The sequence below is a fragment of the Sphingobium sp. genome (assembly GCF_049304695.1).
Lineage (GTDB): Bacteria > Pseudomonadota > Alphaproteobacteria > Sphingomonadales > Sphingomonadaceae > Sphingobium.
On record NZ_JBAQOK010000045.1, the window covers coordinates 1 to 26,582 of the forward strand.

The window sequence follows — 26,582 nt, forward strand, 5'->3', positions numbered from 1 at the left end:
GGCTACGCCCTCACGCCACTCCCCCCGGCATGTAACACGATGGCCTGGTTTTACGCCGCCGAATGGCCGACTTTTGCTCCGCCGTTGACATTCCTGACTGCGCGAATTGGCGCCGCCCGATTTATAGCCTGTGGACCATTTGCCATAGACATGAATGTCCCGGCTCAGATCGATCGCAAGGTTGACCATCGGATCGACCCGCGTCCAGCTGGCGTCCAGCCCGATTTCGCCCGACACGCCATTCCGGTTGACCGGCAGTAAGCCGTTGACGATTTCAAGCGCGCCGTGCTTGCTGTCCTTCGTCCAGCGCAGGCCTCCCGTCAGGTGAACGGCGTCGTTCCAGATGTCCGGGGTCCAGTTTGCCTGACCGAATGCGCCGATGCTTTTGGTGGTGACATGGCTGGCACGGTCGATCCGCTGCGTTGCGGGATCGATGAAGCTGGCAGTGTAAGTCGATCCGGCGACATTGGTGAAGACATTGGTGTTAAACGCCTGCGCATCGTCAGCGACATGTTCGCGATAATAGAGTGCGCCAGTCACGAACTTGACCCGGCCTATATCGCCGATCGCCTGAAACTCCTGGCTCCATTGATTCTGGTCGAACCGGGCCAGGCTGTCGCGGGCGAACTGGAAGCCGTTGAAGCCTGTCACCGGATTGAACGTCGCTGCTGGAATCGACATTGAACTGGCAGCCGAACCATTATCGAATTGGCTCTGGCTTAGCTTTCGATAGGCAGTGATCGACTTCAACATGATCTCTGGCGCTACTTGCCAGTCGAGGGTCAGGCGATGGCCATGCACTTTGCCGACACTGGGCATCTGCGGCACGCCGACATTAGCAGTGCGCACACGATCCGGCTGGATCGTGGCGGCGGCGGCAAGCCTGTTCGTTCCGGCAGCGATCAGGTTCAAATATTGCGACGTCGATTCATCCTTGGAAATATCAAAGCTGTAATCCGCGCTGAAATCGGACGAAGGACTCCACAGCGCTTCGACATGCAGGCCGCGCTTGTCATATTGATTGAAGCCTTCCGATCCGGCAAGCGGGTTCTTTACCAGCGGATCGCGATGGGCGATGACGCCGTCGATCTTCAACGCGATATTGTTGAAAGACGGCAGGTCGATATGGACTTCGCCTTTGTAGCTGCCGAAATTACCGATGCCGCCAGTGCCGTTGACGTGAAATTCGCCGGTTGGCTTTTTGGTCACGATATTCACCGCGCCGCCTTCAGTATTGCGCCCGAACAGTGTTCCCTGCGGGCCTTTGAGCACTTCGATATTCTCGATATCGAACAAGGCGGTGCCTAACCCCTGAGCACGGCCGAGATAGACGCCGTCGATATACATGCCCACGCCCTGATCGCGCGCTGGCTGGTTGGCGTCGGACAATACGCCGATGCCGCGAATGTTCACAATCAGCGCCGAATTGCGGGAATAGAATGGTGCGATCTTTAGCGACGGGATGGCGCCGTCACCCAGATCGAGCAAGGATGTGACATGCCTATTGACCAGATCTTCAGCCCGCATCACCGACATGGAAATGGGCGTGGATTGAAGGTTCTCAGGCCGCTTTTGGGCGGTAACGACAATCGCCTCAAGCCCCGCGCCATCTGCGGCCGCATCAGGCACGACTGTGTCGGCGGCATAGGCCGACATGGTGGAGGCCGCGAGAATGAGGCCGGAGGCCGTAATGGCCATCCGGCTGCGCATGTTGATCATGATGTCCCCTTTGGATCAACCAGCTTTTCCCGCCGGTGTTGCCGTGCGCTTAGGGGGACATTGTTTCGTCTAAACGTCTGATCGATTACCGATTTGCGACTGTTCGAATGTTTGCAATGTAGCGTCCCAGCCACATGGTCTCATGACATGCCGGGCAAGTTACGCGGTGCCTGTCGGTGACGGATCAGCCGCCCAATATTTGACGATACAGGCCGACATAGGCATCGGCCATTTTCTCAATCGTAAACCTGTCGCCGACTGTTTTGCGCACTGTCGCCCTGTCCAGTTCATCGATCCGCGCCAGCGCTTCTACGGCTTCATCCGGGCCATCCACCAGGAAACCATTTACGCCATGCTGGATCAGTTCGGGCATCGATCCGCGGCGGGTGGCGATGACGGGCGTGCCTGACGCCATCGCCTCGATAACGGACAGTCCGAATGGCTCGTCAAAATTGATGAGGTGAATCAGCGCCTTGGCCGATCCCAGAGCCACGATCCGCGCTGTGCCGCCGACGGGGCCGTGGTAATGAACGAGGCTGTCGTCAGTCGCGGGCGATACCTCTCGCTCATAATAGCCTTGATCTTGCACGATGCCATAGAGGTCGAGCGGCTGACCGACCTCGCGGGCGAGGGCGATGGCCTCCTTGGCGCCCTTGTCGGGATGGATGCGGCCAAAGAAGAGCAGCCTGTCGCTTCCTTCCGCGTCGAAGCTAAATTCGTTCAGATCGACGCCATGATGGATCGTCGCGGCATAACGTAGCGCCGGGTGACGGTCCGCCTCACTGATTGCGACATAATGGATGCGATCCTGGAACGGCGCATACATCGGCAAAATCCGATCGGACGAGAAGCCATGGATGGTAGTGACGATCGGCGTATCGACCAGGTGAGCAAAGGCATGGGCGGGGAAATCGGCCTGATTGTGGATCAGGTCGAACTGGTCCGCTTTGCCAAACAGATGAGCCAGATGGCGGAATTCCCACACTTTCGCGTCGATCGACGGGTCTTCGCAATAGGGGGCTGGGACGACGGCGTCCAGGGTCGCGCAGGTCACGCTGTCCTGTGTCGCAAACAGGGTGACGTCTATGCCGCGCGCGACCAGCGCCTCCGTCAGCAGGCTGGTGACCAGTTCCCACGGGCCATAATGGCGTGGCGGCGTGCGCCAGGCGATGGGCGCCAGCATCGCAATCTTCATGTCAGACGATATCCTCAAGGCGCAGGATCAGAGCCTCATTGGCCCTCACGCTACTGTCGATTGGCGCAAGTGCCAGTGTAGATGCCAGTATAGTCGCTATCCGCGTTCCGGGCGGTAGGAGCAAGCTGCGTATCTGCGCGGACAGATTGAGGACGATCAGCAGGCGATCGCCCCTATGCCCTCGTTCGTAGGCGAGTACATCCTTATCGGCCCCAGCTGCGCGATAGCTGCCGATAGAAAGCGCCGGTGTCGATCGGCGCAGGGCGATAAGGGTGCGATAAAGCGTCAGTATCGAGGCCTGGTCATCCTGCTGCGCTTTGACATTGCGGCTTGGCCAGTCTGCGTTGAGGGGCAGCCATGGATCCCCACTGGAAAAACCCGCATTGGGGGAAGCATCCCACGGCATGGGCGTCCGCGACCGATCGCGACCGATGTCGAGCGTAGGTTGCTGCATATGCTGGGGGTCGCGAATGCGGTCTGGCGGGATGTCCACGCGCCCGATACCAATTTCGTCGCCCTGATAGAGGGTCGGCGTTCCTCGCAAAGTCAGTAGCAACATCGCCGCCACCCGAGCTTGCGCATCGCCGATCCGCGCTGCGATACGGGGGGCATCATGGCTGCCGATGACCCAGTTGGGCCAGCCGAACGGCGGCAGGGCCGCTTCATAGTCCGCGATCAGCCGGGAGAGCGTTTTTGCGTCCCAGGCATTTTCGATGAGCTGGAAATTGAACGGCAGATGGACTTGCGGTCGATCCGCCGTGCCGTACCAGCGGGCATGGCGATCATTGGGCAGGAATATCTCGCCGATCAGAACCCTGTCGCCATAACTGTCTGCCAGCGCCCGCATATCGGCGGAGATCGCATGGGCTTCGGGCTGGTCGGTGGAATGACGCTGGATCAGCCGGTCGCGTTCGGTCTGTTCAGGCGTCCAGTGCGGGTTGGGCGGATTGTCGGGCAGGCCGTCGGCCTTGAAGATGTGCCACAGGACGTCGATGCGAAAGCCATCGACGCCACGATCCAGCCAGAAACGCAGCACGTCCATCATCGCGGCGCGCAGGTCCGGGTTGCGCCAGTTGAGGTCTGGCTGTTCCTTCAGAAAGGCATGGAGATAATATTGCCCCGTCGCCGCGTCCCATTGCCAGGCCGATCCGCCGAAGTCGCTGATCCAGTTGTTCGGTGGTCCGCCATCGGCCTGCGCATCGCGCCAGATATACCAGTCCCGCTTGGGATCGAGCCGTGAGGATCGGCTGGCGATGAACCATGGATGCTGGTCGGAACTGTGGTTCGGCACGAAATCGAGGATGAGTTTCAATCCGCGCGCGTGGACGGCGGCGAGCAGGCGGTCAAAAGCAGCGAGGTCGCCGAACATCGGGTCGATATCGCAATAATCGGCGACGTCATAGCCGAAGTCGGCCATGGGAGAGGGGAAGATCGGGGACAGCCAGACCGCATCGACACCCAGCGATACGATATGGTCGAGGCGCGCTTCGACCCCGGTAAGATCGCCCACGCCATCGCCATCGCTGTCCTGAAACGACCGGGGATAGATTTGGTAGATTATGCCGCTTTCCCACCATGGATGAGCGGCAGGCGGGGTGTTGGACATGCGTGCGTCCGATTAGCGGTTTCGGGGAGCATGGGGTAGCGCCCCACTGTCCCGCCCGTCCAGCAATATGATGCCGGTCCCATCTGGACCGCCGTACCGGGCAGATGGCGAATGCGCCGAGTAGGGCAAAACCATGCCGGTCGGGTAGATGGCGGCACTGAAGAGGCGAGCGCGATCGTCAGGAAGCCTGCTGCCTCCAGCGTGGCGGCGAGAAAGACGAGCGGTTTGCGACGTGCGGTCGGACAACGCGCCGCACAGCGGTGTCGCGACCAGGGTGACGAAGGCGCCGATCGCCAAAATCATGCCCAGCCAGCGCCCTTTTTCGGCTTCGCTGGCGATGTCGCCGACTCTGATTGCCAGAGTGAGGACCACAGGTGTGAGCAGTGCGACCCATATGCCAAACTGCGCCAGAACATAGATGGCGACGAAGCCGATCGACACGGGTTGGCGGGTTGCCGGGGTCGGCGAAAAGGTCGTTCATGCCGGGATAATCCCTGATGTCCGGCGCGACTCCGGCCAGCGCGCAAAAGCGGTCCGACCCCATCAGAAACGTGCCGCCGGGCAAATGGACCATGCCGTCAGTCACTGGTCGCCGCCCTGAGCACAATCCCCGCGCCGCGCGGATAGGCCGGTGGCGGACCATCGTCGGGCAGGTCGGGGCGCTGCGCTGCGACATCGGCCATCGACCGGGGGAGGGAGAAGGGCAGGCGACCCTTTGCAATGGCCCGGCCACGCACGACGTCCAGCACGGCTGCGTCGCTTGCGCCGAAGGTGACGATCAGTGCGCGGGCCATGGGTTCGATCACGGTCAGGACCGCCGGGCGATCCATTTCTACCGCGACGATGGTGGGCACATGCGCGGATGCGCGCGCGATGGCTTGCACATCCGGGTCGCTGGCGCGGAAATCCAGTCGCCCTTCATGTTGGCGCGCGCCAAAGAAATGATGGGGGTGGAGCGTTTCGAACGGCGTGGCGGTGCGGACCAGTGCGACGTCGGCCTGTGCTGGATCATCCACCACGACGAAACCAGCCGCTCGTGCCGCCACGGGATCGACGCCATGCAGCCATATGCGCTTTCCGGGGGCGACCGGCAGGGTGGCATTGTCGTTGCGCAGCAGCACCTGGCTGGCGCGCTGAACGGCGTCGGCCTGGCTCTGGGCCAGTGGATTGCCCACTATCCTGGCGGCGGCGTGCGCATCGACATAGGGATTGTCGAACAGCCCCTGTTCGAATTTCAGGCGCAGCACGCGGCGGACGGACTCGTCGATCCGCTGTTCGCTGACAAGTCCTTTGGCGACCGCATCCAGAATCGGCGCCGCGTCGTCCGCACCGCCGAACTGGTCGATGCCCGCCTCTATGCCCTTAGAAAGCCGGGTGGTCTTGTCGGCGCTTTCCATGCCCCATGGCATGCCGATCGATGCGGGTGTCTGCGGATTGGCGGCATCGGGAGCCATGCAGGCCTGCGGACAATCGCGGGTGATCGACCAGTCGGAAACGATCAGGCCGCGATACCCCTTGTCGCCGCGTAGCAGGCCGGACAGCAATTGCTTGTTGAAGCCGCCGCCGACGGGTTCCAGCGGCTTGCCGGCGACCTTTGGACCGCGCACGATGACATAGGTGGGCATCACGCCCGCGCTGTGTGCCTCCAGCGCTCCGTCGAAGGCGCGAACATGATCCACGAACGAGGCGTCGGTCAGCGTCGCGTTGCGCCCGTAGACATTATGCCCGTCAAACCCTTCCGGTTCCGCACCATAGCCGACCCAATGTTTGACGATAGTGGCGACGCCCTGTGCGGTGACGCCGTTGCGGCCCTGCTGGAACCCCTCGACATACGCGCCTGCCAGCCGGGATACGGTGTCGGGATCGGAACCGAAGGTGGCGGAAAAGCGTGCCCATCGTGGTTCGGTGGCAAGGTCGGCCTGGGGCGACAGGGCCATGTGGATGCCCACGGCGCGATATTCGGCGCGGGCGATGTCGCCAAAGCGGCGTATCGTCGCTGCGTCGCCCAGTGCGGCGAAGCCCAACGTATCGGGCCAGAGCGAGAAACCGCCGCCGGTCGTACTCGCGCCCAGCGTCGCCTGAAAATGGTGGCGCGGATCGGTGCTGATCGTGGCGGGGATGCCAAGGCGGCCAGCCTCCGCCAGTTTCTGCACGGCGTTATTCTGGGTAGCGAGGGCGGCGGGGGAAACGACCAGCCGGGTGATGAAGCTGGAGATATGGCGGTCGCGCAACAGGGCGGTGGTCGCGGTCTGATCGTAGATCGTACCTGCGAAACCGATCGAGGAGCCGGGCGTAGGCAGCGTGCCATGCAGCATCATGCCCGCTTTTTCCGCCAGCGTCATTTGCCTCAGCAAATCCTCGATGCGCTCATTGATCGGCGCGCGTACATCCTCATAGCGGTCGAGGCGGCCATTATGGTTGAGGTCGCGCCAGCCTTTGGGCGGCGATGCTGCGCCCGCCAGCGCCAGAACGAACAGCGACGCCGTAGCGATCCTGAGCAAGCCTGGCATCGCAACTGTTCCTTCCCGCAAAAAGCATCGACCGGACTGAACCCGGTAAATGGCGCGGCGACCAGAGCCGCCGCGCCCGATGATCAAAATTTCATGCCGAGAGTGGCGCCGAAATAGCGATCCGCGTCCTTATTGAACGTGCCGACCAGATCATAATTGCCACCCAGGAAGGATGTGTGGCCGATGCTGGTCAGATAGTTTTCGTCGAACAGGTTTTTGACGAACAGGGTCAGGCTGTAACGGCCATCGATCTGCTTCACGCCGATGCTGGCATCGACCAGCGCATAGGCGGGCTGTTCCAGCAGTGGATCCTGTTCGACCGAGAAGTTCATCTTGCTCTGGAAATTGACGCCAACCTGCGCGAAACCTGCGAAGTCGGTGCCCGGAATGTCCGCTTCGTAACGGGGTGCAACCGTGATCTTCCACTTCGGGCTGACCGGCTGGGTTGCGCCGCGCAGATTCTGCGTCGGGGTAACACCCGCCGCAGTGCGGTAGCAGATATTGGTCGGCATGCCCGACAGGACGGGCGCTGCGGCGTTCAATTGCTGAGGGCAGTTCAGACCGTCGATGTCGATCGTCGCATCCGAATAGGTGACCGCGCCGGTCAGGCTGAAATGATCGTCGGGACGCACGGTCGCCTCGATCTCAAAGCCCTTGGTGCGTGACTTGCCTGCGTTGGTGGACACGAACTGGACCACGCCCGCAGCGATGTCGGACCGGTTGGCCTGTACCTGAAGGTTCGAATAGTCCGCCAGGAACAGCGCGGTGCTAATGCTAAGGACGCCGTCGGATGTTCGACCCTTGAAGCCGATTTCATAGGCATTCACATGTTCCGGCTCCAGCACGCGCTGGTTCGCGAGGTCGGCGGAGATTTCCATCTCGTAACCCAGTCCCTTATACCCGCGGGTATAGCTGGCATAGACCTGGGCATTGCGGCTGAATTCATATTGTAGGCCGGCCTTGCCGGTAACCGCAGTGTCGTCTGCCGAAATAGATCCGCTGACCGGCGCATTGCCCGGCAGGATTGCGTCACCCGGAACGAGGGGGGAGATTCGGCTGCCGCCATTCGTGCCCTTTTCATATTGCACGCGCAGGCCGCCAATGGCTTTCAGCCCGCCGACGATACGATAATCGACCTGGCCGAAGGCGGCGATGCTATCCTGCTTCAGCCGGATGTTGCTGGCCGAGGATTGGTAGATGGTGTTGGCTGGCGCGCATGGCTGGCCGAAGGTTCCGGCGGTGCAGCGGGCGCGGCGACGGTCGAACGGACGCTTGATATCGGAATGCATGTAGAACACACCGGCGACATAGTTGAAGTCGCCGCCGCCATTATTGGCGATGCGCAGTTCCTGGCTGAAGGCGCTCAGGTCGACCTGACCATGGTTCTGGCTCCACATCGCATAGGATGCAGCCGCGCCTACGAACAGGGGCACTGTGCTGTTGATGCGCTCGATCGGCTGGTTCACGTCCAGATTATAGGATTGATAGGCGGAGATCGACGTCACGGTAGCAGCGCCCAGATCCCAGTCGGCCTGCAACGAATAGGTTTGCTGGTCGCTGTTGGAATAGGTGACGGTTTCGTCGTTCAGGGTCCGGTTGGTGCGTGTGGCGTTGATCGGGCCGACCAGCGTCTGGAGATTGGGATTGGTGATCGCGATCCAGGTCGATGCACAGCAATCCGCTTTGGTCTTGCGATATTCGCCCGCAAACAGCAGGTTCAGATTGTCGGTCGCATCCCATTCCAGCTTGCCGCGCACACCCCAGGATTTGGACCCGTTGTCCCAGCTGTTAGTGGCGATGTTGCGGGCGACGCCGCGCACGTCGTTGTAGAAACCGGTGACGCGGGCGCGCAGCGTATCGGTGATCGGGCCGGATACGGTGCCACGCGCGCGATATTCGCCATGTTCGGCGATTGTGAATTCGCCCCGGCCTTCAAATTCGCGCGAAGGGCGGGCGGTCGTGACGCTGATGACGCCCGCGGTTGCGTTCTTGCCGAACAGCGTGCCCTGCGGACCGCGCAGCACTTCGACGCGCTCGATGTCGGCCAGGTCGGTGAAGCCCTGCGTCTGGCGCACGGCGACGACGCCATCGACGACTGTGGATACCGACGATTCGACGCCCTGGCCAAAGAGCGCGGTGCCGATGCCCCGGATACGGAAGCTGTTGTTCGTAGGGGTCGCGCCCTGCTGGAATGTCAGCGAGGGCACGGCCTGCACCAGCGAACTGCTGTCGTTGATCTGGCGATTGGCGAGCGCGTCGGCGCTTACGGCCGTTACGGCCAGAGGCACGTCCTGCAAGCGCTCCGCCCGCTTTTGCGCGGTGACGACGATATCGGTCCCGTCGAGTACCGGCGATTGCGGCGCGGCGTCCTGCGCGAATACGGCGTTAGGCGCGATCGCGACGCCCAGGCTGAAGATGGACACCGCAGTGCGGTGCATCATCATGGCTTTGGAAAAAAGCATATATCCTCCCCTGTCGACGCATTGGTTCGCGCGTCATCATTACATCATCAACGAACAGCGGTCCCGCCGCTCGGTTGTAGCGCTAAATCAAGAAGGGAGAGGAAAGTGTCAATCGAGAAATTATAGCGCTACATTATTCCGGCGTGCATGCGGATTTTATGCCACAGGGCACATGCGGGACATTTGCACCCATGAGAAATATCGCGTTAAAGTGATCTGGGGATGTCCATGCCCGCCCCTTTACAAGAAGGATTCCTCATGGCCCGTACGGGGCGCCGCGCCAGCCAGGCCATCACCATCCAGACCGTGGCGGAACAAGCTGGCGTGTCGGCGATGACCGTATCCAATGTGCTCAACAACAGCCCGCGCGTGCGGGAGAGTACGCGGAAGTCAACTGGACGCCTGCTTTGAGATTGCGGTGCGGCTGGGAGGCCGATTGCAACTGCCCTGCAATGCCATGAGAAAGGGAGCGCGTACCGGGGGCGCGTCAGCCTTGTGCGGCAGGCGCTGCTTAAAACTCCACCGGGGTGCCAGTCGCGGTGGCGGGGCGTGCGCCGCGTGCGGCTCTGACGTTTTTCGAGATCTCCATCGTGAAGCCATAGCGTAACGGGTTCAGGGGCACGCGATAGGCTTCCAGCGGCCTGCCGTTTGCGCTCCAGCTATCGGTGCCGCCGACGCCGCTTTGCACGGCGTCGATCATCAGGCTGACATGACCGTGGGGTACTATATCGCTGCTTTTGCGGGTGCCGGGCGGGCGGCGGGAGAGGTCTTCATAGGGGAAGGCGAGGATGTTAGCGGAGAGCGGCTGGTCGCCGCGCACTGTCAGGGTCGGCTGGTTTGTGCCGCGCACGGACAGCCAGCGGACGCCGACCTTGTTGCCGGTTTCCTGCGGGCGCATATAGTCGTGGTTCTGGTCGGCGATCGCGCCGGCCCAACGGCCCAGTGGTGCGCCGGCCTGTCGGTCTCCATAGCTTTCATGTGGCCCTTTGCCATACCATTCCACGTCGGTGAAGTCGGTGGGCATCTGGAAGGCAAGGCCGACGCGCAGCGGATCGGGCAGGGTGGTGGCGAGCGGGGTGAATTGGGCGTCCACCGAGACGCTGCCATCGCCATGCATCTGGTAGCGGCTGGTGAAGCTGGCGACGTTTTCGCCGACGGTAAATTCCAGAGTGAGGACCACAGCTTTTGCACTTCGCTCTACCTTGAGGGCTTTGACGGTCCGCTGGGTCGAGGCGGTTTTCCAGATGTTGTGGGTGCGATCGACGCGGGTGCCGATGTCGTTGTCGGTCAGGGCGCGGTAGAAGTTGGGGGTGCCGCCTGAGAGCAATGTGCGACCGTCCTTACGATAGGTGATCAGGCCAGTGGCGCGATCGACCTGGAGGTCCATGCCTGCTGCCGATAGCGTCAGTGCTTTCTTGTCATCATTTATACGGACTGGCTCAGAAGATACTGATTTAATGATGTTCTGGACGGGAAGGACGAACTGATCCCAGGCGATTAGATGTCCGGCGGGTATCAGCGCCTCGCTTCCGGCGCGCGCGCGCGCGGTCAGGGTGACGACATATTCATGCCCGGCCTGCCGATCCTGCGGGACGGGGACGGCCAGTGCCTTTTCCTCTCTCGCGGCGACGTTCATGGCAGGCAGGTCGCCGCGTGCGATTTCGACGCCGTCGTCCATCAGTATCCAGCCCAGATCATAATCGGCGAGGTTGCGGAAATCGTTGCGGTTGATCGCGGTAAAGCGTCCTGCCGCTGCATCCTGCGCGCGGAAGGTGATGGGCTGATAGACTTTGCGCAGTTCGAACAGGTGGGGGTTGGGCGTGCGATCCGGCTGGATCAGGCCGTCGCCAAATTCGATGTCGCCGCCCGGATTGGGACCGTAGAGATTGCCGGTCCCCCAATAGGGTTCGCCATTGTCGTCGCGGGCATACATGGACTGGTCTACCCAATCCCAGATGAAACCGCCCTGCAATTTGGGATTGGCGTAGATGGCGTCCCAATAGTCGGTGAGGTTGCCGCCGCTATTGCCCTGCATATGGGCATATTCGCACTGGATCAGCGGCTGGGTGAAGCGTTTGTCGCGTGCATATTCAATGGTTTGCGCGACACTGTAATACATGGGTGCGAAGATGTCGGCATAGGCGTTGGGTTTGGGTTCTTCCAATGTCCCCCAGCCCAGATAGTTGATGAGGCGCGTGGGGTCGCGGCGACGGGCTTCGGCGGCGGCCTTTTCAAATGCCGGGCCGATGCCCGCTTCATTGCCCAGCGACCAGAAGATGATGGACGGGTGGTTCTTGTCGCGCTCGACCATGTTGGCGACGCGCGAAACATGGGCGGCGTCCCATGCCTTGTCATAGCCCAACTGGTAAAGTTCACGCTCCGCATCGCCCTTCCACCCCATTTCCATATAGGCGTGGGATTCGATATTCGCCTCGTCCATGACATAGAGGCCATATTCGTCGGCCAGATCATACCAGCGCGGATCGTTGGGATAGTGGGACGTGCGCACGGCATTGACGTTGTTGCGCTTCATCATGATGATGTCGCGCCGCATCGAGTCCATCGAGATGAGGTGGAAGGTTTCGGGATCATGTTCGTGGCGGTTGACGCCGCGAATATAGACCGGCTGGCCATTGACCATCAGCTGGCCGTTGCGGATCGCCACATCGCGGAAGCCGACGCGCTGCCGGGTCGCCTGCACGACCGCGCCCTTGGCATCGACCAGTTCGATGAGCATGGTGTAGAGGTTGGGCGTTTCCGCCGACCATGGGCGTATGTTCGCTATCCGGTCGGTGAGGCGAATGGATTGTTCCGTGCTGCCGGGGCGGACGGCGGCGGTGCGGCTTACCAAAGCCTTCGCACCGTCCAGCAGGGTGACGCGCACCGATGCCGCCTTGCTGGCGGGCAGCACCTTGGCAGTGACGTCCAGCGTGCCGTCGCGCCAGTCGTTAGTCAGGCCAGCGCGCACGGCAAAATCACGGATGCGCGTCTTGGGCGCGGCCATCAGGAAGACGTCGCGTTCGATGCCGGACACGCGCCAGAAATCCTGATCCTCCAGATAGGAGCCGTCCGACCAGCGATAGATGCGCAGTGCGATAGTGTTTTTGCCGGGGCGCAGGAAACGCGTGACGTCAAATTCGGACGGCAATTTGCTGTCCTCGCTATAGCCGACCTGTTGCCCGTTGACCCAGACATAATAGGCCGATCCCGCCGCGCCGATGTGCAGGATGACGTCCTGCCCCGACCAGTCCGTCGGCAGGTCCACGTCGCGGCGGTAGGAGCCAACGGGGTTACGATCATGCGGGATCAGCGGCCGGTTGGCGGGGAAGGGGTAGGTGATGTTGTTGTAGCGCGCCTGATCGTAACCCTCCGCCTGCCAGTCGGCGGGGACGCGGATCTGTTTCCAGCCGGACACGTCGAAATCGTCGCGATAAAAGTCGGCGGGTGCGCGATCGACATTGGGCGAGAAATGGAACTGCCACTGGCCGTTGAGGGAGAGGAAGCGTTTCGACGCCGCCGGATCGTTCGCCAGCGCGAGGTCGCGGCTTTCGAACGGGAAGGCCGTAGCGCGCGCGGGCAACTTGCCGCGTTCGAAGACCGCCGGATTTTCCCAGTCGGGGCGGCTGGCGTCGATCTGCGGCGACAGGGGGACGACCGGGCGGCCCTGCGCAAAGACAGGCGCGGTCGAGGCGAGTAAAGCGAGCGCGATCAGGCGGCGAGCAGGGACGATCATTTCGGGTTTCCTGGTGCGAAGGGGAATTGCAGCGCCTTGTACCAGTCGAGCGGATGCGCGGGGGCGGCGCTGCCCGGCGGCAGGGGGCGTTTCGCAATGGACTGGAAATAGGCGATGCAGGCGTCGCGCCACCATATCGCTTCCCGATGCTGGATGGCGAGGAAGGTTTGCGTCTGGGCGAAGCGGTCGGCGTCGATCTGCTGCGCCAAGCCGTTCCATGTCGCCTGCATGGCCACCACGTCCGCGACGCCTGCATCATAATGATGGACGAGCGCGTTCCACAGCGTTTCGCCGAACGCGAGTTTCTGGTCCCAGCCGACATGGTGGAACCACAGCAGGTCGCGTTCCGGCGTGGTTCTGGGATCGGCCAGCCTGCGGGCCAGTGCGGGCGCATATTGAGCGATGGCGTTGCTGCCGGTTTTCGTGCGGTCGAACCCGATGCCGCTGGCGTCGGCGCGATGATAATAGACCGGGTTCCATTCCGGGCGAGCGAGGTCCGACACCCATGGGCCGGGACCATAATGATGGCCGGTCGCCATGATATGGGCAAGGCCAAGCGGGGTCATATAATTAACGGCGGCTTCGCGCGATCCCATCATCATGGTGACGATAGGGTCGATGACGGACGGGGCGGGGGAGAAGGTCTGCGCCGCCCATTCGCGCGCGACCGCCTGCGCCGACAGGTCCGGGTTCCACGCCATGCGCCCGAACGCATACCAGTCGGCCTGGTTGAAGACAGAGCCACTCCACGTCCGGTCCGTGCCGATATTGGCGACGCCCGCGATGCCAGTCAGCCGGTGGTTGTCGAGCGATCCGTCGATGACTTTCGCCACCGTCGATCCCTTGCCCCGCGCCATCGTGTCGGCGCGCAGCACTTCTTCGAACAGGGGGCCAAGATAGGTCAGGTGGGTGCGCTGGCCCAGATATTCCTTGGTAATCTGAAACTCCATCATCAGCGGCGTTTTGGGCATCGCGCCGAAGAGGGGGTGGAAGGGTTCACGCGGCTGAAAGTCGATCGCACCATTTTTGACCTGCACAATGACATTGTCGGCGAACTGGCCATCGAGTGGCTTGAAATCGCTATAGGCCTGTTTGGCGCGGTCGTCGGGATTGTCATGGGCATAGACGAAGGCGCGCCACATCACGATGCCGCCATGGGGTTTGACGGCGGCGGCGAGCATGTTTGCGCCATCGGCATGGGTGCGCTTGTAATCCTGCGGTCCCGGCTGGCCTTCGCTATTGGCCTTGACCAGAAAGCCGCCGAAATCGGGGATGGTGGCGTAAATTTCGTCGGCCTTGGCTCGCCACCATGCGACGACGGCGGGGTCGAGCGGGTCGGCGGTTTTGAGGCCGCCCAGTTCCATCGGCGCGGTCCATTTGACCGATAGATAGACTTTGATGCCATAGGGACGAAAGACGTCGGCGAGCGCGGCGGCCTTGGCAATGTAGAAGGGGGTGAGGCTTTCCGCTTTTGCGTTTACATTGTTGAGGACAGTGCCGTTGATGCCGATCGATGCATTGGCGCGGGCATAGTCGGTATAACGCGCGCCCTTGTCATCGGGTAGCGTCCACCAGTCCCAGATCGACGATCCGGCATAGCCGCGCTCGACCTGACCATCCAGATTGTCCCAATGGTTGAGGAGGCGCAGATCAATGCGGGGGCTTTCGCGCACGTCCAGTCGGGCGAGTGGCGCGCCGCTGGCTGCGAGGCGCAGATAATGGAAGCTGCCATAGAGCAGCCCCCTGTCGCTGTTGGCGGCGATCAGGGTTACGGCCTTGCCGTCGCGGGAGAGGGAGCGGATGGCGTAACCTTCCGCACCGAGTTTCGTCAGGCCGGGGGCGAGGCGCGCGATGTCTGGCGAATCGGTCGGGGTAGCGAGCCAGAGTGCGCCGTCGCGGAGCATGGCGTCGGTGGCGGGGGCTTGGCCGGTGAGGCCCGTGAGACCGCGTGTCAGTTCGGCGACGGCTGCCTTCACGGTTGGGGAGTGGCCGGGGGCGGTGATGCTGTGTGGCTGAATGGCCTGTGCATTGGGCACGGGGCGATAGCGCAGCCAGAGATCATAGCCGTCTTCCGCCCACGCACCCTGCGTGATGTTCAGAAAAGCCAGCATTATCAATGCCAGGCGCAGCAACCTCTTCATAGCCTCTCCCCGTGACCGGTCAGGCAATCCGCCTTTAAGGGGATTGACAACAGCCGGGCCGTTCCTTGATGGTAACGCTATCAATCATGCTACGGCAAGCCATAATGTCGGCATGAAACGCGTTTGGAGGGGTGGCTTGATGCGAAATCGGCGATTTATGGGTGCGATATCCGCGCTGGCTTTGATAGCCGGGGGAAGCATGGCGCAGGCCGCTCCGCGCGCGTCGGCCAGCGCGGCGCACAAGGCGATCTACAAGGACGGCAGCGCCCCGGTAGAGGCGCGCGTCGATGACCTGCTGGCGCGGATGACGCTGGAGGAAAAGATCGCGCAGATCACCACGGTGTGGGAAAATAAGGTCAGGATTTTCGACGCGAACCTGCAACTCGATCCGTCGAAACTCTCGTCCACTTTCCCCAATGGGCTGGGCCATTTCGCTCGCCCGTCCGATGCCAAGGGCGCGGTCAGCCCGCGCGTGGTCAAGGGGCGCGATCCACGCCAGACCGTCGCGCTGGTCAACGCCCTGCAAAAATGGGCGATGACGCAGACGCGGCTGGGCATCCCCATCCTGTTCCATGAGGAAGGGCTGCATGGCTATGCGGCGGTCGGCGCGACCAGCTTTCCGCAGTCGATCGCGATGGCGTCCTCCTTCGACCCCGACATGGTGCGGGCGGTCAATGGCGTGATCGCGCGCGAAATCCGATCGCGCGGCGTGTCGCTGGTGCTATCGCCGGTGGTGGACATCGCGCGCGATCCGCGCTGGGGGCGGATTGAGGAAACGTTCGGGGAAGACCCCTATCTGGTCGGGGAAATGGGTGTCGCTGCGGTCGAAGGACTGCAAGGCATGGGGCGTAGCCGGACGCTGGGACCGGGCAAGGTGTTTGCCACGCTCAAGCATCTGACCGGGCATGGCCAGCCGGAAAGCGGCACCAATGTCGGACCCGCACCCATATCGCAGCGCGAGTTGCGCGAGAATTTCTTTCCCCCCTTCGAGCAGGTGGTCAAGCGCACCGGGATCGAGGCGGTCATGGCCTCCTATAACGAGATTGATGGGGTGCCCAGCCATGCGAACCGCTGGCTGCTGGAGGATATATTGCGGCGCGAATGGGGGTTTGCCGGGGCGGTGGTCAGCGATTATTCCGCGATCGACCAGTTGATGAGCCTGCACCATATCGCGCCCGATCTGGAGGGGGCGGCGATCCGGGCGCTGGATGCCGGGGTGGACGCTGATCTGCCGGAGGGATTGTCCTACGCCACGCTGACCAAAGCGGTGCGTGAGGGGCGGGTGGCGCAGGCGACGGTCGATCGGGCGGTGCGACGAATGCTGGAATTGAAATTCCGCGCGGGGCTGTTCGAAAATCCCTATGCGGATGCGGCGAAGTCCGTTGCGATCACGAATAATGCCGAAGCGCGCGCTCTGGCGCTGAAGGCGGCGCAGCGCTCCGTCATTCTGCTCAAGAATGACGGAGCGCTGCCGTTGAAGGCGCAAGGCACGATTGGCGTGTTCGGGCCGAGCGCGGCGGTCGCACGGCTGGGCGGCTATTATGGGCAGCCGCCGCATACGGTTTCCATCCTCGACGGAATCAGGGCGAAGGTCGGCGCACGGGCCAAGATCCTGTTCGCGCAGGGTGTGAAGATTACCGAGAATGACGATTGGTGGGAAGATAAGGTGAAGCTGGCCGATCCAGCCGCCAACCGCGCCCTGATTGCGCAGGCGGTCGATGCGGCGAAGGGGGTGGATCATATCGTGCTGACGCTGGGCGATACGGAACAGTCCAGTCGTGAGGGGTGGGCCAGCAACCATCTGGGCGACCGGTCGAGTCTGGACCTGCCGGGAGAGCAGCAGGCGCTGTTCGATGCGTTGAAGGCATTGGGCAAGCCGATCACCGTGGTCCTGATCAACGGTCGGCCCGCATCCACGGTGAAGATCGCGGCGGAGGCCAATGCTCTTGTCGAGGGATGGTATCTGGGCGAGCAGGGGGGCAACGCGATGGCCGACATCCTGTTCGGCGACGTCAATCCGGGCGGCAAGCTGCCGGTGACAGTGCCGCGATCGGTCGGGCAGTTGCCGGTCTTTTACAATTACAAGCCGAGCGCGCATCGCGGCTATCTGTTCGACAAAAACGCGCCGCTTTATCCGTTCGGTTTTGGCCTGAGTTATACGACGTTCGATCTGTCGCCTCCGCGCCTGTCGAGTGCGACTATGGGACCGGGTGGGACCGCCACGGTATCGGTGGATGTGCGCAACAGCGGCGCGCGGGAAGGCGACGAGGTCGTGCAGCTTTATGTCCGGGACAAGGTGAGTTCGGTGACGCGCCCGGTCAGGGAATTGAAGGGGTTCCAGCGCGTGACGCTGAAACCGGGTGAAAGCCGCACGGTGACGTTCACGGTAGGGCCGGAGGCTTTGCAGATGTGGAACGATCATATGGAGCGGGTGGTCGAACCGGGCGCGTTCGAGATCATGACGGGGAGCAACTCGGTTGACCTTAAATCCGCGACGCTGACGGTGACACCATGAGCGCGCCGGTTTTTGCGCGCCGTCAGGCGCTGGGCTTGATGGCGTCCACGTCGATGATCGTTGCGATGGCCGCGCCGGTGAGGGCGGCGTCCGGTCCGCTATACAAGGATGCGAGTGCGCCCATCGACCTGCGCGTGCGCGACCTGCTGTCGCGCATGACGCTGGAGGAGAAGGTCGGGCAGATCATCGCGCTGTGGGCGCGCAAGGCCGACATCATGGACGTTCTGACCTTCTCTCCGGCCAAGGCCAGCGCTGCCTATCCGGCTGGATTTGGCCAGATCACCCGCCCGTCCGACAAGCGCGGCGCGCCGTCGGGATCGACGCAGGCTGGCGGTACTGGCGCGCGGTGGCGCACGCCCGCCGATACGGTCGCGTTCATCACTGCCGTCCAGACATGGGCGATGCAGAAGACGCGGCTGGGCATACCGGTGCTGTTTCATGAGGAATCGCTGCACGGTTATATGGCGAGCGAGGCCACGATGTTCCCGATGGCGATCGGGCTGGCGGGCAGTTTCGATCGTCAGTTGATGGAGGATGTCCAGTCCGTCGTAGCGCGGGAGGTCCGTGCGCGCGGCGTGCATCTGGCCCTGTCGCCGGTGGTCGATATTGCGCGCGATCCCCGCTGGGGCCGGATCGAGGAGACATTTGGCGAAGACCCCTATCTGTGCGGCGAGATGGGCGTCGCTGCCGTGCTGGGGCTTCAGGGACAGGGCAAGACGCTTGCGCCTGGCAAGGTGTTCGCGACGCTCAAACATATGACCGGCCATGGCCAGCCGCAGGGGGGCGAGAATGTCGCGCCCGCGCCGATCGCGCAGCGGGAATTGCGTGAGAGTTTCTTTCCGCCCTTTCGCGCAGTGGTGCAGCGGACCGGGATCGGTGCGGTGATGCCAAGCTATAACGAGATTGATGGCGTGCCCAGCCATATGAACCGCTGGCTGCTGACCGACATATTGCGCGGGGAATGGGGTTTCGACGGGGCGGTGGTCAGCGATTATGGCGCGATCCACGAACTCGACACGATCCATCATGTGCAGCCGGACCTCGCCGCAAGCGCGCGGGCTGCGTTGCAGGCGGGCGTGGATTGCGAACTGCCCGATGGCTATGCCTATAGCACGCTGGTGGAGCAGGTGCGGGCGGGGACCGTGCCAGAGGCAGCCGTGGACATGGCCGTGCGCCGGATGCTGACGCTCAAATTCCGCGCTGGCCTGTTTGAAAATCCGTGGCCGCAGAAGGATTATGATCGGCTGACCGGCAATGCGCAGGCCCGTGCGCTGGCGTTGAAAGCCGCGCACCGTTCGATCGCGCTGCTCAGCAATGACGGCATTTTGCCACTGACGGCGGGACAGCATAAAAGGGTCGCGGTAATCGGACCCAATGCCGCCATCGCGCGACTGGGTGGGTATAGCAGCGAGCCACGGCAAACGGTTTCCCTGTTGGAGGGGGTCAGGGCGAAGCTGGGCGGCCAGGCGCAGGTCGTGCATGCACAGGGCGTGTTCATTACCCAGAGCGAGGACCGATCGGCCGACGCCGTACTGCTGGCTGATCCCGACAGGAACCGGGCGCTGATCGCGCAGGCGGTGGAGGTTGCGCGCGGGGCCGATGTCGTGATTTTGGCGCTGGGTGACACCGAGCAGACGAGCCGGGAGGGCTTTGCGAAGAACCATCTGGGCGACCGCACGACGCTGGACCTGCTAGGCGAGCAGAACGCGCTGTTCGAGGCGGTGAAGGCGACCGGTAAGCCCGTCATCGTGTGCGCGATCAATGGCCGTCCGCCGAGCTATCCGACCGTGGCGGCGCAGGCCAATGCGCTGCTGCTATGCTGGTATCCGGGGCAGGAGGGCGGCACGGCGATGGCCGACGTGCTGTTCGGGCACGTCAATCCCGGCGCGAAGCTGCCAGTCACGGTGGCACGCGATGCGGGGCAGATCCCGATCTTCTACAACCGCAAGCCTTCGGCGCGGCGCGGTTATGTGTTCGAGGAAATCGACCCGCTTTTCCCCTTCGGCTTTGGGTTGAGCTATACATCCTTCACCCTGTCGCCGCCGCGCCTGTCGGCTGCGCGCATTGGCACGGGGGGCAGCGTGAATGTGGAGGTGGACGTGTCGAACGACGGCGCGCGCGAAGGGGATGAGGTCGTCCAGCTTTACGTCCATCAGCGCACCGCCAGCGTGACCCGACCGATCAGGCAGCTCAAGGGCTTCGAGCGCGTTACGCTGAAGCCCGGCGAGCGGCGCACCGTGCGGCTGACGCTTGGCCCGGACGCCTTTGCGCTGTGGAATGGCGCGATGGATGAAGTGGTGGAGCCGGGCGTCTATGACATCATGGCGGGGTCGAACAGCCGGGACGTGCAGTCGGTGGCGCTGGAGATCGTCTAGGGGCGGGTGAGGCGGAGCAGCCCCACCTCCGTTCGTTTCGAGCCTGTCGAGAAATGGAAGCGCAGTGCCACGGACTTCTCGACTTCGCTCGAAGCGAACGGAGGGTGTGAGGGGGGCTACGCAGCGGGGCGGTGTTTGGCGCGTTCGCGCTGGAGCAGTTCATCGACCTTGGCGGCCAAATCCGCCTGCCTGAACGGTTTGGCAAGGCGCGGGACGTCGGGGGGGACGTCGGTGCCGGCGGCGGTGTAGCCGGTGACGAGCAAGGTCGGCATGTGGGCGTCGAGGCCGCGCATTTCCGCGATCAACTGGCCGCCTGTCATGCCGGGCATCAGATAGTCGGTGACGAGAATATCAGCCTCAACCCCCGATCGCAGCGCCTGCAAGGCGTGGCTGGCCGACCCATATTCCGTGACGAGATAGCCGATGTCGCGCAGCATTTCCGCCGTGGCGGTGCGGACGATCTTTTCGTCGTCGACCAGCAATACCGTAGCGGCATGGCGCGCCATCACTGGCTCGGCCTTTGTCCAATCGACATTGATCGCTTTTTCCTCAGTCGCGGGCAGCCACAGTTCGACCTGCGTCCCCATGTCGGGAACGCTGTGCAGCAACAATGTGCCGCCCGATTGCGCGGCCAGCCCATGCGCCATGGATAGGCCCAGGCCCGTGCCACGCCCGACGCCCTTGGTGGAGAAGAAGGGTTCGGCCGCGCGGGCGAGCGTCGCTGCGTCCATGCCAAATCCGGTATCGGCGGCTGCAATGCGGACATAGCGTCCTTCCTCCAGCCCCGACACATGGCTGCTATCCGTCTGGATCAGGACGGCGGTCAGGGTGAGTGTCCCGCCATCGGGCATCGCATCGCGCGCATTGATCGACAAGTTGAGCAGCGCGAGTTCAAGCTGGTTGGGATCCACGCGCGCAGATGGCAGATCGTCCGCCATGTCGAGGATGACCGCGATGGTCGGCCCCAGCGACCGGCGGATCAGTTCGACGATTCCCTCGATCAGCGCGCGAATATCGACGGCTTTGGGCTGCAACGCCTGACGCCGGGCGAAGGAGAGCAGGCGCTGTGTCAGGGTAGCGGCGCGGTCTGCCGCCTGAATGGCGCCGTCGATCAGGCGCTGGGTACGCGCATCGTCCCCGTGCCGGCGTGCGATGAGATCCAGATTGCCCACGATGGGGGTCAGCAGATTGTTGAAATCATGGGCGACGCCGCCCGTCAACTGGCCGATCGCATCCATCTTGTGCGCCTGGGCCAGTTGGGCGTCGGCTTCCTTCTGATGGGTAACGTCGGATACGACGCCCGCCATACGGGTGGGAACGCCATCGTCGTCAAAGCGCACCCGGCCCCTGGCGACGATAAAGCGCCGCTGACCGTCCACCCTCGTTATCGAACATTCAATCTCCAGCGATCCGCTGACCATGGCGTCGTCGAACGCCGCTGCAACCGCTGGCCGTTGATCGGCATCCACATGCCTTAAAAAGGTCGCAACGTCCCATTGCGGCAGAAGGCGGGCATATCCGAATATTTCGTCATGGCGCGCGGTGCGCCGGGTTTCGCCGGTTCGCAGGTTGATGTCCCAACCGCCCATCCCGGCTGCATCGAGGGCAATGGCCAGGCTTTCACGGGCGGTTTCCAGTTCCTGGGTCCGATCAATCACTGCGCGTTCGAGTGTTGCGGCAGCGTCACGCAATTCATATTGGCGTTGTCGCGCTTTCAACGCCGATCGGATCGCGCCCAACATGGCCTGTGCATGAAGCGGGCGTTCAAGCAGGACTACATTGCCCAGATTGTCGAGCCTGCTGGTGGCAAAAGCGGTGCGTGGCGTGCGCGCGCCATTGGCCAGCACGACGAACGGCATGTCCGACCATTTGGGCTGCTGCGTGATCCAGTGTACGATGCCGACTGGTTCCTCCGCCGCCAGCGCTTCCTCGGTAATCAGCACGGCTCCGGCCCCGGCTGCCAGTTCCGTCACCAGCCCGGCCTGATCCCGGCATATGTCGGCGGCCAGATCATGCTTTCCCAGAAGGTCGGCGGCAATGAGAGCGTCGCGCCCGCGAGGAGCCAATATGAGAATGCGTTCCTTCACTAAAGGCTCTTGTCCCGCGACATCATCAGCGCCTCACCGCCGCCCGAAAAGGTTGGCACGCCAGTCAGGACGCCGCGAAATTCACGCAGGGGTTCGCCCACATGCAGGCCGTTCTGGCCAATCTGAAATTCGCGAATGGTGCGTTCGTGCGCGGCCGTGCGGGTCTTGATGACGGAGATAGCCTGACGGACTTCGCCATGGGCTTCGAAATAGCGCATTTGGAGGACGGTGTCGGACAGGTAGCTCAGATCGATGTCGGAGCGGACCTCGCCGGTAATGCCGTGGAGGCCAAGGATGAGCAGGCTGACCACGCCTTTCTGGCCGAGATAGCTGAGCATTTCATGCATCTGGAGTATCAGGAACTGCTCGTTCGGCATGGATTGCAGATAGGCGTTGAGGCTGTCGATGACGACCGTCCGGGCGCCATGTTCCTCGACACTGGCGCGCACGGCACCTGAAAATTCGCCCGGCGACATTTCAGCCGGATCGATCGCGCGAATTTCCAGCAAGCCGCCATCGATATAGGGTGTGAGGTCCATGCCGAGCGACGCGCTGCGGGTCAGGAGCGTCGGCAGGCGTTCATCGAAGAGGAAATAGGAGGCTTTTTCCCCACGCTTGAGCGCGGCGATCATCAACTGGATGCAGGCGGTCGTTTTCCCGACGCCCGCTGGACCAGTCAGCAGGCTGGACGTGCCGGGGACGAGGCCGCCGCCCAGCAGTGCGTCGAGCGCGCGCGAGCCGGTCGATACGGGCGGTCCGGCTTCTCTGTCTTCATGGTCGGCAGCAACCAGACGCGGATATACGCATAGCCCGCCCCGTTCGATTTCGAAATCATGATAACCGCCGCGAAAGCGCATGCCGCGCATCTTGACCACATGCAGCCGCCGACGCTGCGCGCCAAAGCCCGACAGGGTCTGGTCGAGCGAGATCACGCCATGGGCGATACTGTGCAATTGCAGGTCGCTGCCGGTGGCGCTTTTATCGTCGAGAAACAGGACGGTGCAGTTCTGAGTCGAGAAAAAATGTTTGAGCGCGAGGATCTGGCGGCGGTAGCGGATCGGGCTTTGCGCGAGCAGGCGCAGTTCCGACAGGCTGTCGAGAATGACGCGGGCGGGCTTGAATTCCCGCACCTTGGCCATGATGTCGCGGACGGTTTCGCCTAGTTCCACTTCACTGGGATGCAGCAGCGTCTGTTCCTGATCTTCGCCCAGACCGTCGGCGGGGACCATTTCGAAGATCGTCAGCGCATCGAGTGACCAGCCATGAGTTTTGGCCACGGCGGACAGTTCGACCTTCGTTTCTGCAAGCGTGATATAGAGGCCGCTATCGCCGGTCTCCGCGCCCGCCAGCAGAAAGCCCAGACCCAGGGTCGTCTTGCCGGTGCCAGGTGTTCCTTCGACCAGATACATGCGGTCGGGCGTCAGGCCGCCGCCGAGGATATCATCGAGTCCGGTAATGCCGGTGAGAGCGACTTCAGGCGGTAGGTCGTCCAAGTGCATTCCTCTTATACCATCTGCCTAAGTCGAGCCATTTACTGGAGCGAGCGGCGGTGTGACGGCGATCCGATACGAAAATTCTTACGAAAGCATAACGAGCGCCCTGTTGGCTGGTTCCGTCGAGTAACGGCGACGGATTTTCTTACCTGACATAATGATAGCGGTATCATTGGCGAAAGATTTCCATTAAAACCCCGCCTTATCAACGAAGATTGAGGCGGGAGAGAGTGGGATGAGGCGGTTTTTGGGATTTGCGGCATTGGTCCCCCTGCTGCTTGCGAGCGCATCGGCGCTGGCGCAGGATGCAGCCGCGATTGCCATAAATGATGCGGGCTATTTCGAAGGGGCGGGTGTCAATATCCTGGCCTTTTCCAACAGCTATGATGGGCTGTTCGCCGATTCCAAGATTGGCGGCATTGAGATCATCCAGCAGGGATTGCGCAGCGCCACCAATGGCGACGTGCGCCTGTCGCCCACGCCCGGTCAGTGGGATCCGGTCGCCATCGTGGTCAAGCGCTCCGTGGACAAGGGCGCAGGGACGATTGAAACGCGGATGCGCTATTCGGAGCTGAACTGGGACTATGTCGTCTGCGCCGAACGCAAGGGCACGCAGGTCGTCATCAGCGTGATATTGGACAAGCCTGTGCCGAAGACACTAGTGGGGAAGGCGGGCTTCAACCTCGAATTTCTGCCATCGGCCTATTTCCATCACAGCTATCTGGCCGATGCGACGACTGGCATTTTTCCCCGCTATCCCGCCGATAGGATGACGGTCACGGCAGAACGCAATGCGGCGAGCGGACGCAGCGAAGGTCCGGGCGCCGAACCCATGCCGATCGCGAAGGGTTCGCGCTTCGTCCTGGCGCCCGAAGATCCCGCGCGGCGGATCACGGTCAGCGGGGATGCGCCGATCATGCTGTATGATGGCCGCAATCAGGCGCAAAATGGCTGGTTCGTGCTGCGATCGATGCTGCCGGTGGGGAAGGTCGGCACCGTCCTGCAATGGAATGTGGACGTCAATGCGGTGACAGGCTGGCTGCGCACGCCAGTGATCGCGCATAGCCAGTTGGGCTATCTGCCCGGCGGCACGAAGGTCGCGACGGTCGAACTGGATCGCAATGACGCGAAGCGCGCGCCGATCCGGCTGCTGCGGATCGGCGATAGGGGCGCGATCACGCCGGTTGCCACCGGGCCTGCGCGCGAGTGGGGCGATTATCTGCGCTATCATTATCTGCAACTCGATTTCAGCGCAGTAACGCAGCCGGGCCTTTACATGCTGGAATATGGCGACGTGCGGACTGCGCCCTTTCGTATTGCGCGGGACGTCTATGCCAATGCCTGGCATCCTACGAACGACGTCTATTTCCCGGTCGCAATGGACCATATGTCCGTCAACGAAGCCTATCGGTCCTGGCATGGCGATTCCCATCGCGACGACGGGCGTCAGGCACCGCTCAACCATGAGCATATCGACCTGTATCGGCAGGGACCGACGACCGACACGCCCTACAAACCGGGCGAGCATATTCCCGGCCTGAATGTCGGCGGATGGTATGATGCGGGGGATTTCGATATCCGCACCCAATCGCAATATGAAGTGATCCGTTCGCTGGTCGAAAGCCGGGAACTATATGGGCTGGATCGCGATACGGTCAGCGTCGATTATGCGCGGCGGCATGTAGAAATGCATGTTCCCGACGGCAAGCCCGACATCGTGCAGCAGGTCGCGCACGGGACGATCCAGTTGCTGGCGCAGTTCGATGCGGTCGGTCATGCTATCCATGGGATAGTCGAGCCGGACGTGGCGCAATATACCCATCTGGGCGACGCGGTGAACAAGACTGACGGGCTGGTTTACGATCCTGCGCTGAAAGTGGGCGAGGTGCGCAACGGGCGTAGTGGGACGCCCGACGATCGCTGGGTGTTTACCAGCAAGTCGTCGGCGCTCAACTATGGCGCGATCGCGGGACTGGCGGCAGCGGCGCGGGTGTTGAAGGGGCAGGATGACGCTCTGGCCACGCGCGCGCTGACGACAGCGGAGAAGGCCTGGGGGGAAGAACAGACACACGCGCCCGACATCTTCGTTCATGGCAATACCACGGGCGGGCCATTAGATGCGGAGTCTTTCGCGGCGGCAGTCGAACTGCTGCGCGCAACGGGCAAGCGCATCTATGCCGACCGGGTGATGGCGCTATGGCCGGGCATCGCGAAGAATTTTCGGGGCAATGCCGTGACGGCCGCTGCGGCCATACCCTTCATGCCTGCATCCTACCGCGCGGCGATGGAACCGATGGTACGGCAATGGGCGAAGGATAGCGAGGCGGCGGCGCGGGCCAATCCGTTCGGCGTGCCGATCACGACCGGAGGCTGGGCCGGGTCGGGCACGGTGATGGGGTTTGCCCTGACCAGCGCAGCGCTGCATCGCGCTTTCCCCGACATCGTGTCGAACGATGCGGTGTATCGCGGCATCGCATTTATGACGGGGCATCACCCCGGCTCGGACATTTCCTTTGTGTCAGCAGTCGGCACGAAGTCGAAGGAAGTCGCCTATGGCAACAACCGGGCGGACTTTTCCTTCATTGCCGGGGGCGTGGTGCCCGGCGTGCTGGTGGTGAAGCCGGACTTCCCAGAGAACCATGAGGACTGGCCATTCTTCTGGGGCGAGAATGAATATGTCATTCCCGAAGGCGCGGCGTGGATCGACCTGGTGAACGCGGCGGATCGGTTGGGCAAGCCGTGACAC

Annotated in this window: 14 protein-coding genes; 4 read left to right on the forward strand and 10 right to left on the reverse strand. The window is 62.5% G+C overall.

What is annotated here, in order from left to right:
• From WA070_RS06390 to WA070_RS06415, 6 genes are all read right to left on the reverse strand, one after another.
• A partial coding sequence (locus WA070_RS06390; RefSeq protein ID WP_422633260.1) for a TonB-dependent receptor occupies positions 1–1,719 on the reverse strand: 1,719 nt, incomplete at its 3' end.
• A gap of 184 nt (positions 1,720–1,903) precedes the next feature.
• On the reverse strand, positions 1,904–2,914 hold the full coding sequence (locus WA070_RS06395) for a glycosyltransferase family 4 protein (RefSeq protein WP_422633261.1): 1,011 nt from the start codon (positions 2,912–2,914) through the stop codon (positions 1,904–1,906).
• Position 2,915: 1 nt separating this feature from the next.
• Positions 2,916–4,520: an alpha-amylase family glycosyl hydrolase gene (locus tag WA070_RS06400; RefSeq protein ID WP_422633262.1), complete on the reverse strand. Its 1,605-nt coding sequence runs from the start codon at positions 4,518–4,520 to the stop codon at positions 2,916–2,918.
• 12 nt (positions 4,521–4,532) lie between these two features.
• A complete protein-coding gene (locus WA070_RS06405) occupies positions 4,533–4,961 on the reverse strand; it encodes a hypothetical protein (protein WP_422633263.1) in 429 nt (142 codons plus the stop codon).
• A 137-nt stretch (positions 4,962–5,098) separates the two neighbouring features.
• Complete coding sequence (locus tag WA070_RS06410) at positions 5,099–7,030, reverse strand: glycoside hydrolase family 3 protein (RefSeq protein WP_422633264.1); 1,932 nt, start codon at positions 7,028–7,030, stop codon at positions 5,099–5,101.
• Between the two features lie 83 nt (positions 7,031–7,113).
• Positions 7,114–9,492 (reverse strand): TonB-dependent receptor, encoded by a 2,379-nt coding sequence (locus tag WA070_RS06415; protein WP_422633265.1) that lies wholly within the window; start codon positions 9,490–9,492, stop codon positions 7,114–7,116.
• Between the two features lie 258 nt (positions 9,493–9,750).
• Between WA070_RS06415 and WA070_RS06420 the strand changes: the two genes are divergently transcribed.
• Positions 9,751–9,903 (forward strand): LacI family DNA-binding transcriptional regulator, encoded by a 153-nt coding sequence (locus WA070_RS06420; RefSeq protein ID WP_422633266.1) that lies wholly within the window; start codon positions 9,751–9,753, stop codon positions 9,901–9,903.
• A 100-nt stretch (positions 9,904–10,003) separates the two neighbouring features.
• On the opposite strand, the gene WA070_RS06425 is transcribed toward WA070_RS06420, so the two are convergent.
• Both WA070_RS06425 and WA070_RS06430 read right to left on the reverse strand, forming a co-directional pair.
• Positions 10,004–13,225: a glycoside hydrolase family 2 TIM barrel-domain containing protein gene (locus tag WA070_RS06425; protein ID WP_422633267.1), complete on the reverse strand. Its 3,222-nt coding sequence runs from the start codon at positions 13,223–13,225 to the stop codon at positions 10,004–10,006.
• Positions 13,222–15,336 (reverse strand): alpha-glucuronidase family glycosyl hydrolase, encoded by a 2,115-nt coding sequence (locus WA070_RS06430; RefSeq protein ID WP_422633268.1) that lies wholly within the window; start codon positions 15,334–15,336, stop codon positions 13,222–13,224. The genes WA070_RS06425 and WA070_RS06430 overlap by 4 nt, the downstream gene beginning before the upstream one ends.
• A 229-nt stretch (positions 15,337–15,565) precedes the next feature.
• Here WA070_RS06430 and WA070_RS06435 point away from each other — a divergent pair, with 229 nt between their 5' ends.
• Together WA070_RS06435 and WA070_RS06440 are read left to right on the forward strand one after the other, a co-directional pair.
• Positions 15,566–17,881: a glycoside hydrolase family 3 N-terminal domain-containing protein gene (locus tag WA070_RS06435; protein ID WP_422633269.1), complete on the forward strand. Its 2,316-nt coding sequence runs from the start codon at positions 15,566–15,568 to the stop codon at positions 17,879–17,881.
• Positions 17,878–20,256 carry a glycoside hydrolase family 3 N-terminal domain-containing protein gene (locus tag WA070_RS06440; RefSeq protein ID WP_422633270.1) on the forward strand — a complete coding sequence of 793 codons (2,379 nt, stop codon included), beginning with the start codon at positions 17,878–17,880 and terminating at the stop codon, positions 20,254–20,256. The genes WA070_RS06435 and WA070_RS06440 overlap by 4 nt, the downstream gene beginning before the upstream one ends.
• A 116-nt stretch (positions 20,257–20,372) precedes the next feature.
• Here WA070_RS06440 and WA070_RS06445 read toward each other — a convergent pair whose 3' ends face one another.
• Both WA070_RS06445 and WA070_RS06450 read right to left on the reverse strand, forming a co-directional pair.
• Positions 20,373–22,343 (reverse strand): ATP-binding protein, encoded by a 1,971-nt coding sequence (locus WA070_RS06445; protein WP_422633271.1) that lies wholly within the window; start codon positions 22,341–22,343, stop codon positions 20,373–20,375.
• Positions 22,343–23,836, reverse strand: a complete 1,494-nt coding sequence (locus WA070_RS06450) for an ATPase domain-containing protein (protein WP_422633272.1) — start codon at positions 23,834–23,836, stop codon at positions 22,343–22,345. Before WA070_RS06450 ends, WA070_RS06445 begins: the two co-directional genes overlap by 1 nt.
• Positions 23,837–24,071: 235 nt before the next feature.
• On the opposite strand from WA070_RS06450, the gene WA070_RS06455 reads away from it, so the two are divergent.
• Positions 24,072–26,579, forward strand: a complete 2,508-nt coding sequence (locus WA070_RS06455; RefSeq protein ID WP_422633273.1) for a glycoside hydrolase family 9 protein — start codon at positions 24,072–24,074, stop codon at positions 26,577–26,579.
• The last annotated feature ends 3 nt before the right edge of the window (positions 26,580–26,582 follow it).

Excerpts from the sequence above, each read along its gene's own strand:
- WA070_RS06410 (WP_422633264.1), bottom strand. The coding sequence starts at position 7,030 with ATGCCAGGCTTGCTCAGGATCGCTACGGCGTCGCTGTTCGTTCTGGCG.
- WA070_RS06420 (WP_422633266.1), top strand. The coding sequence starts at position 9,751 with ATGGCCCGTACGGGGCGCCGCGCCAGCCAGGCCATCACCATCCAGACC.
- WA070_RS06400 (WP_422633262.1), bottom strand. The coding sequence starts at position 4,520 with ATGTCCAACACCCCGCCTGCCGCTCATCCATGGTGGGAAAGCGGCATA.
- WA070_RS06455 (WP_422633273.1), top strand. The coding sequence starts at position 24,072 with ATGAGGCGGTTTTTGGGATTTGCGGCATTGGTCCCCCTGCTGCTTGCG.
- WA070_RS06425 (WP_422633267.1), bottom strand. The coding sequence starts at position 13,225 with ATGATCGTCCCTGCTCGCCGCCTGATCGCGCTCGCTTTACTCGCCTCG.
- WA070_RS06415 (WP_422633265.1), bottom strand. The coding sequence starts at position 9,492 with ATGCTTTTTTCCAAAGCCATGATGATGCACCGCACTGCGGTGTCCATC.
- WA070_RS06435 (WP_422633269.1), top strand. The coding sequence starts at position 15,566 with ATGGCGCAGGCCGCTCCGCGCGCGTCGGCCAGCGCGGCGCACAAGGCG.
- WA070_RS06440 (WP_422633270.1), top strand. The coding sequence starts at position 17,878 with ATGAGCGCGCCGGTTTTTGCGCGCCGTCAGGCGCTGGGCTTGATGGCG.
- WA070_RS06395 (WP_422633261.1), bottom strand. The coding sequence starts at position 2,914 with ATGAAGATTGCGATGCTGGCGCCCATCGCCTGGCGCACGCCGCCACGC.
- WA070_RS06430 (WP_422633268.1), bottom strand. The coding sequence starts at position 15,336 with ATGCTGGCTTTTCTGAACATCACGCAGGGTGCGTGGGCGGAAGACGGC.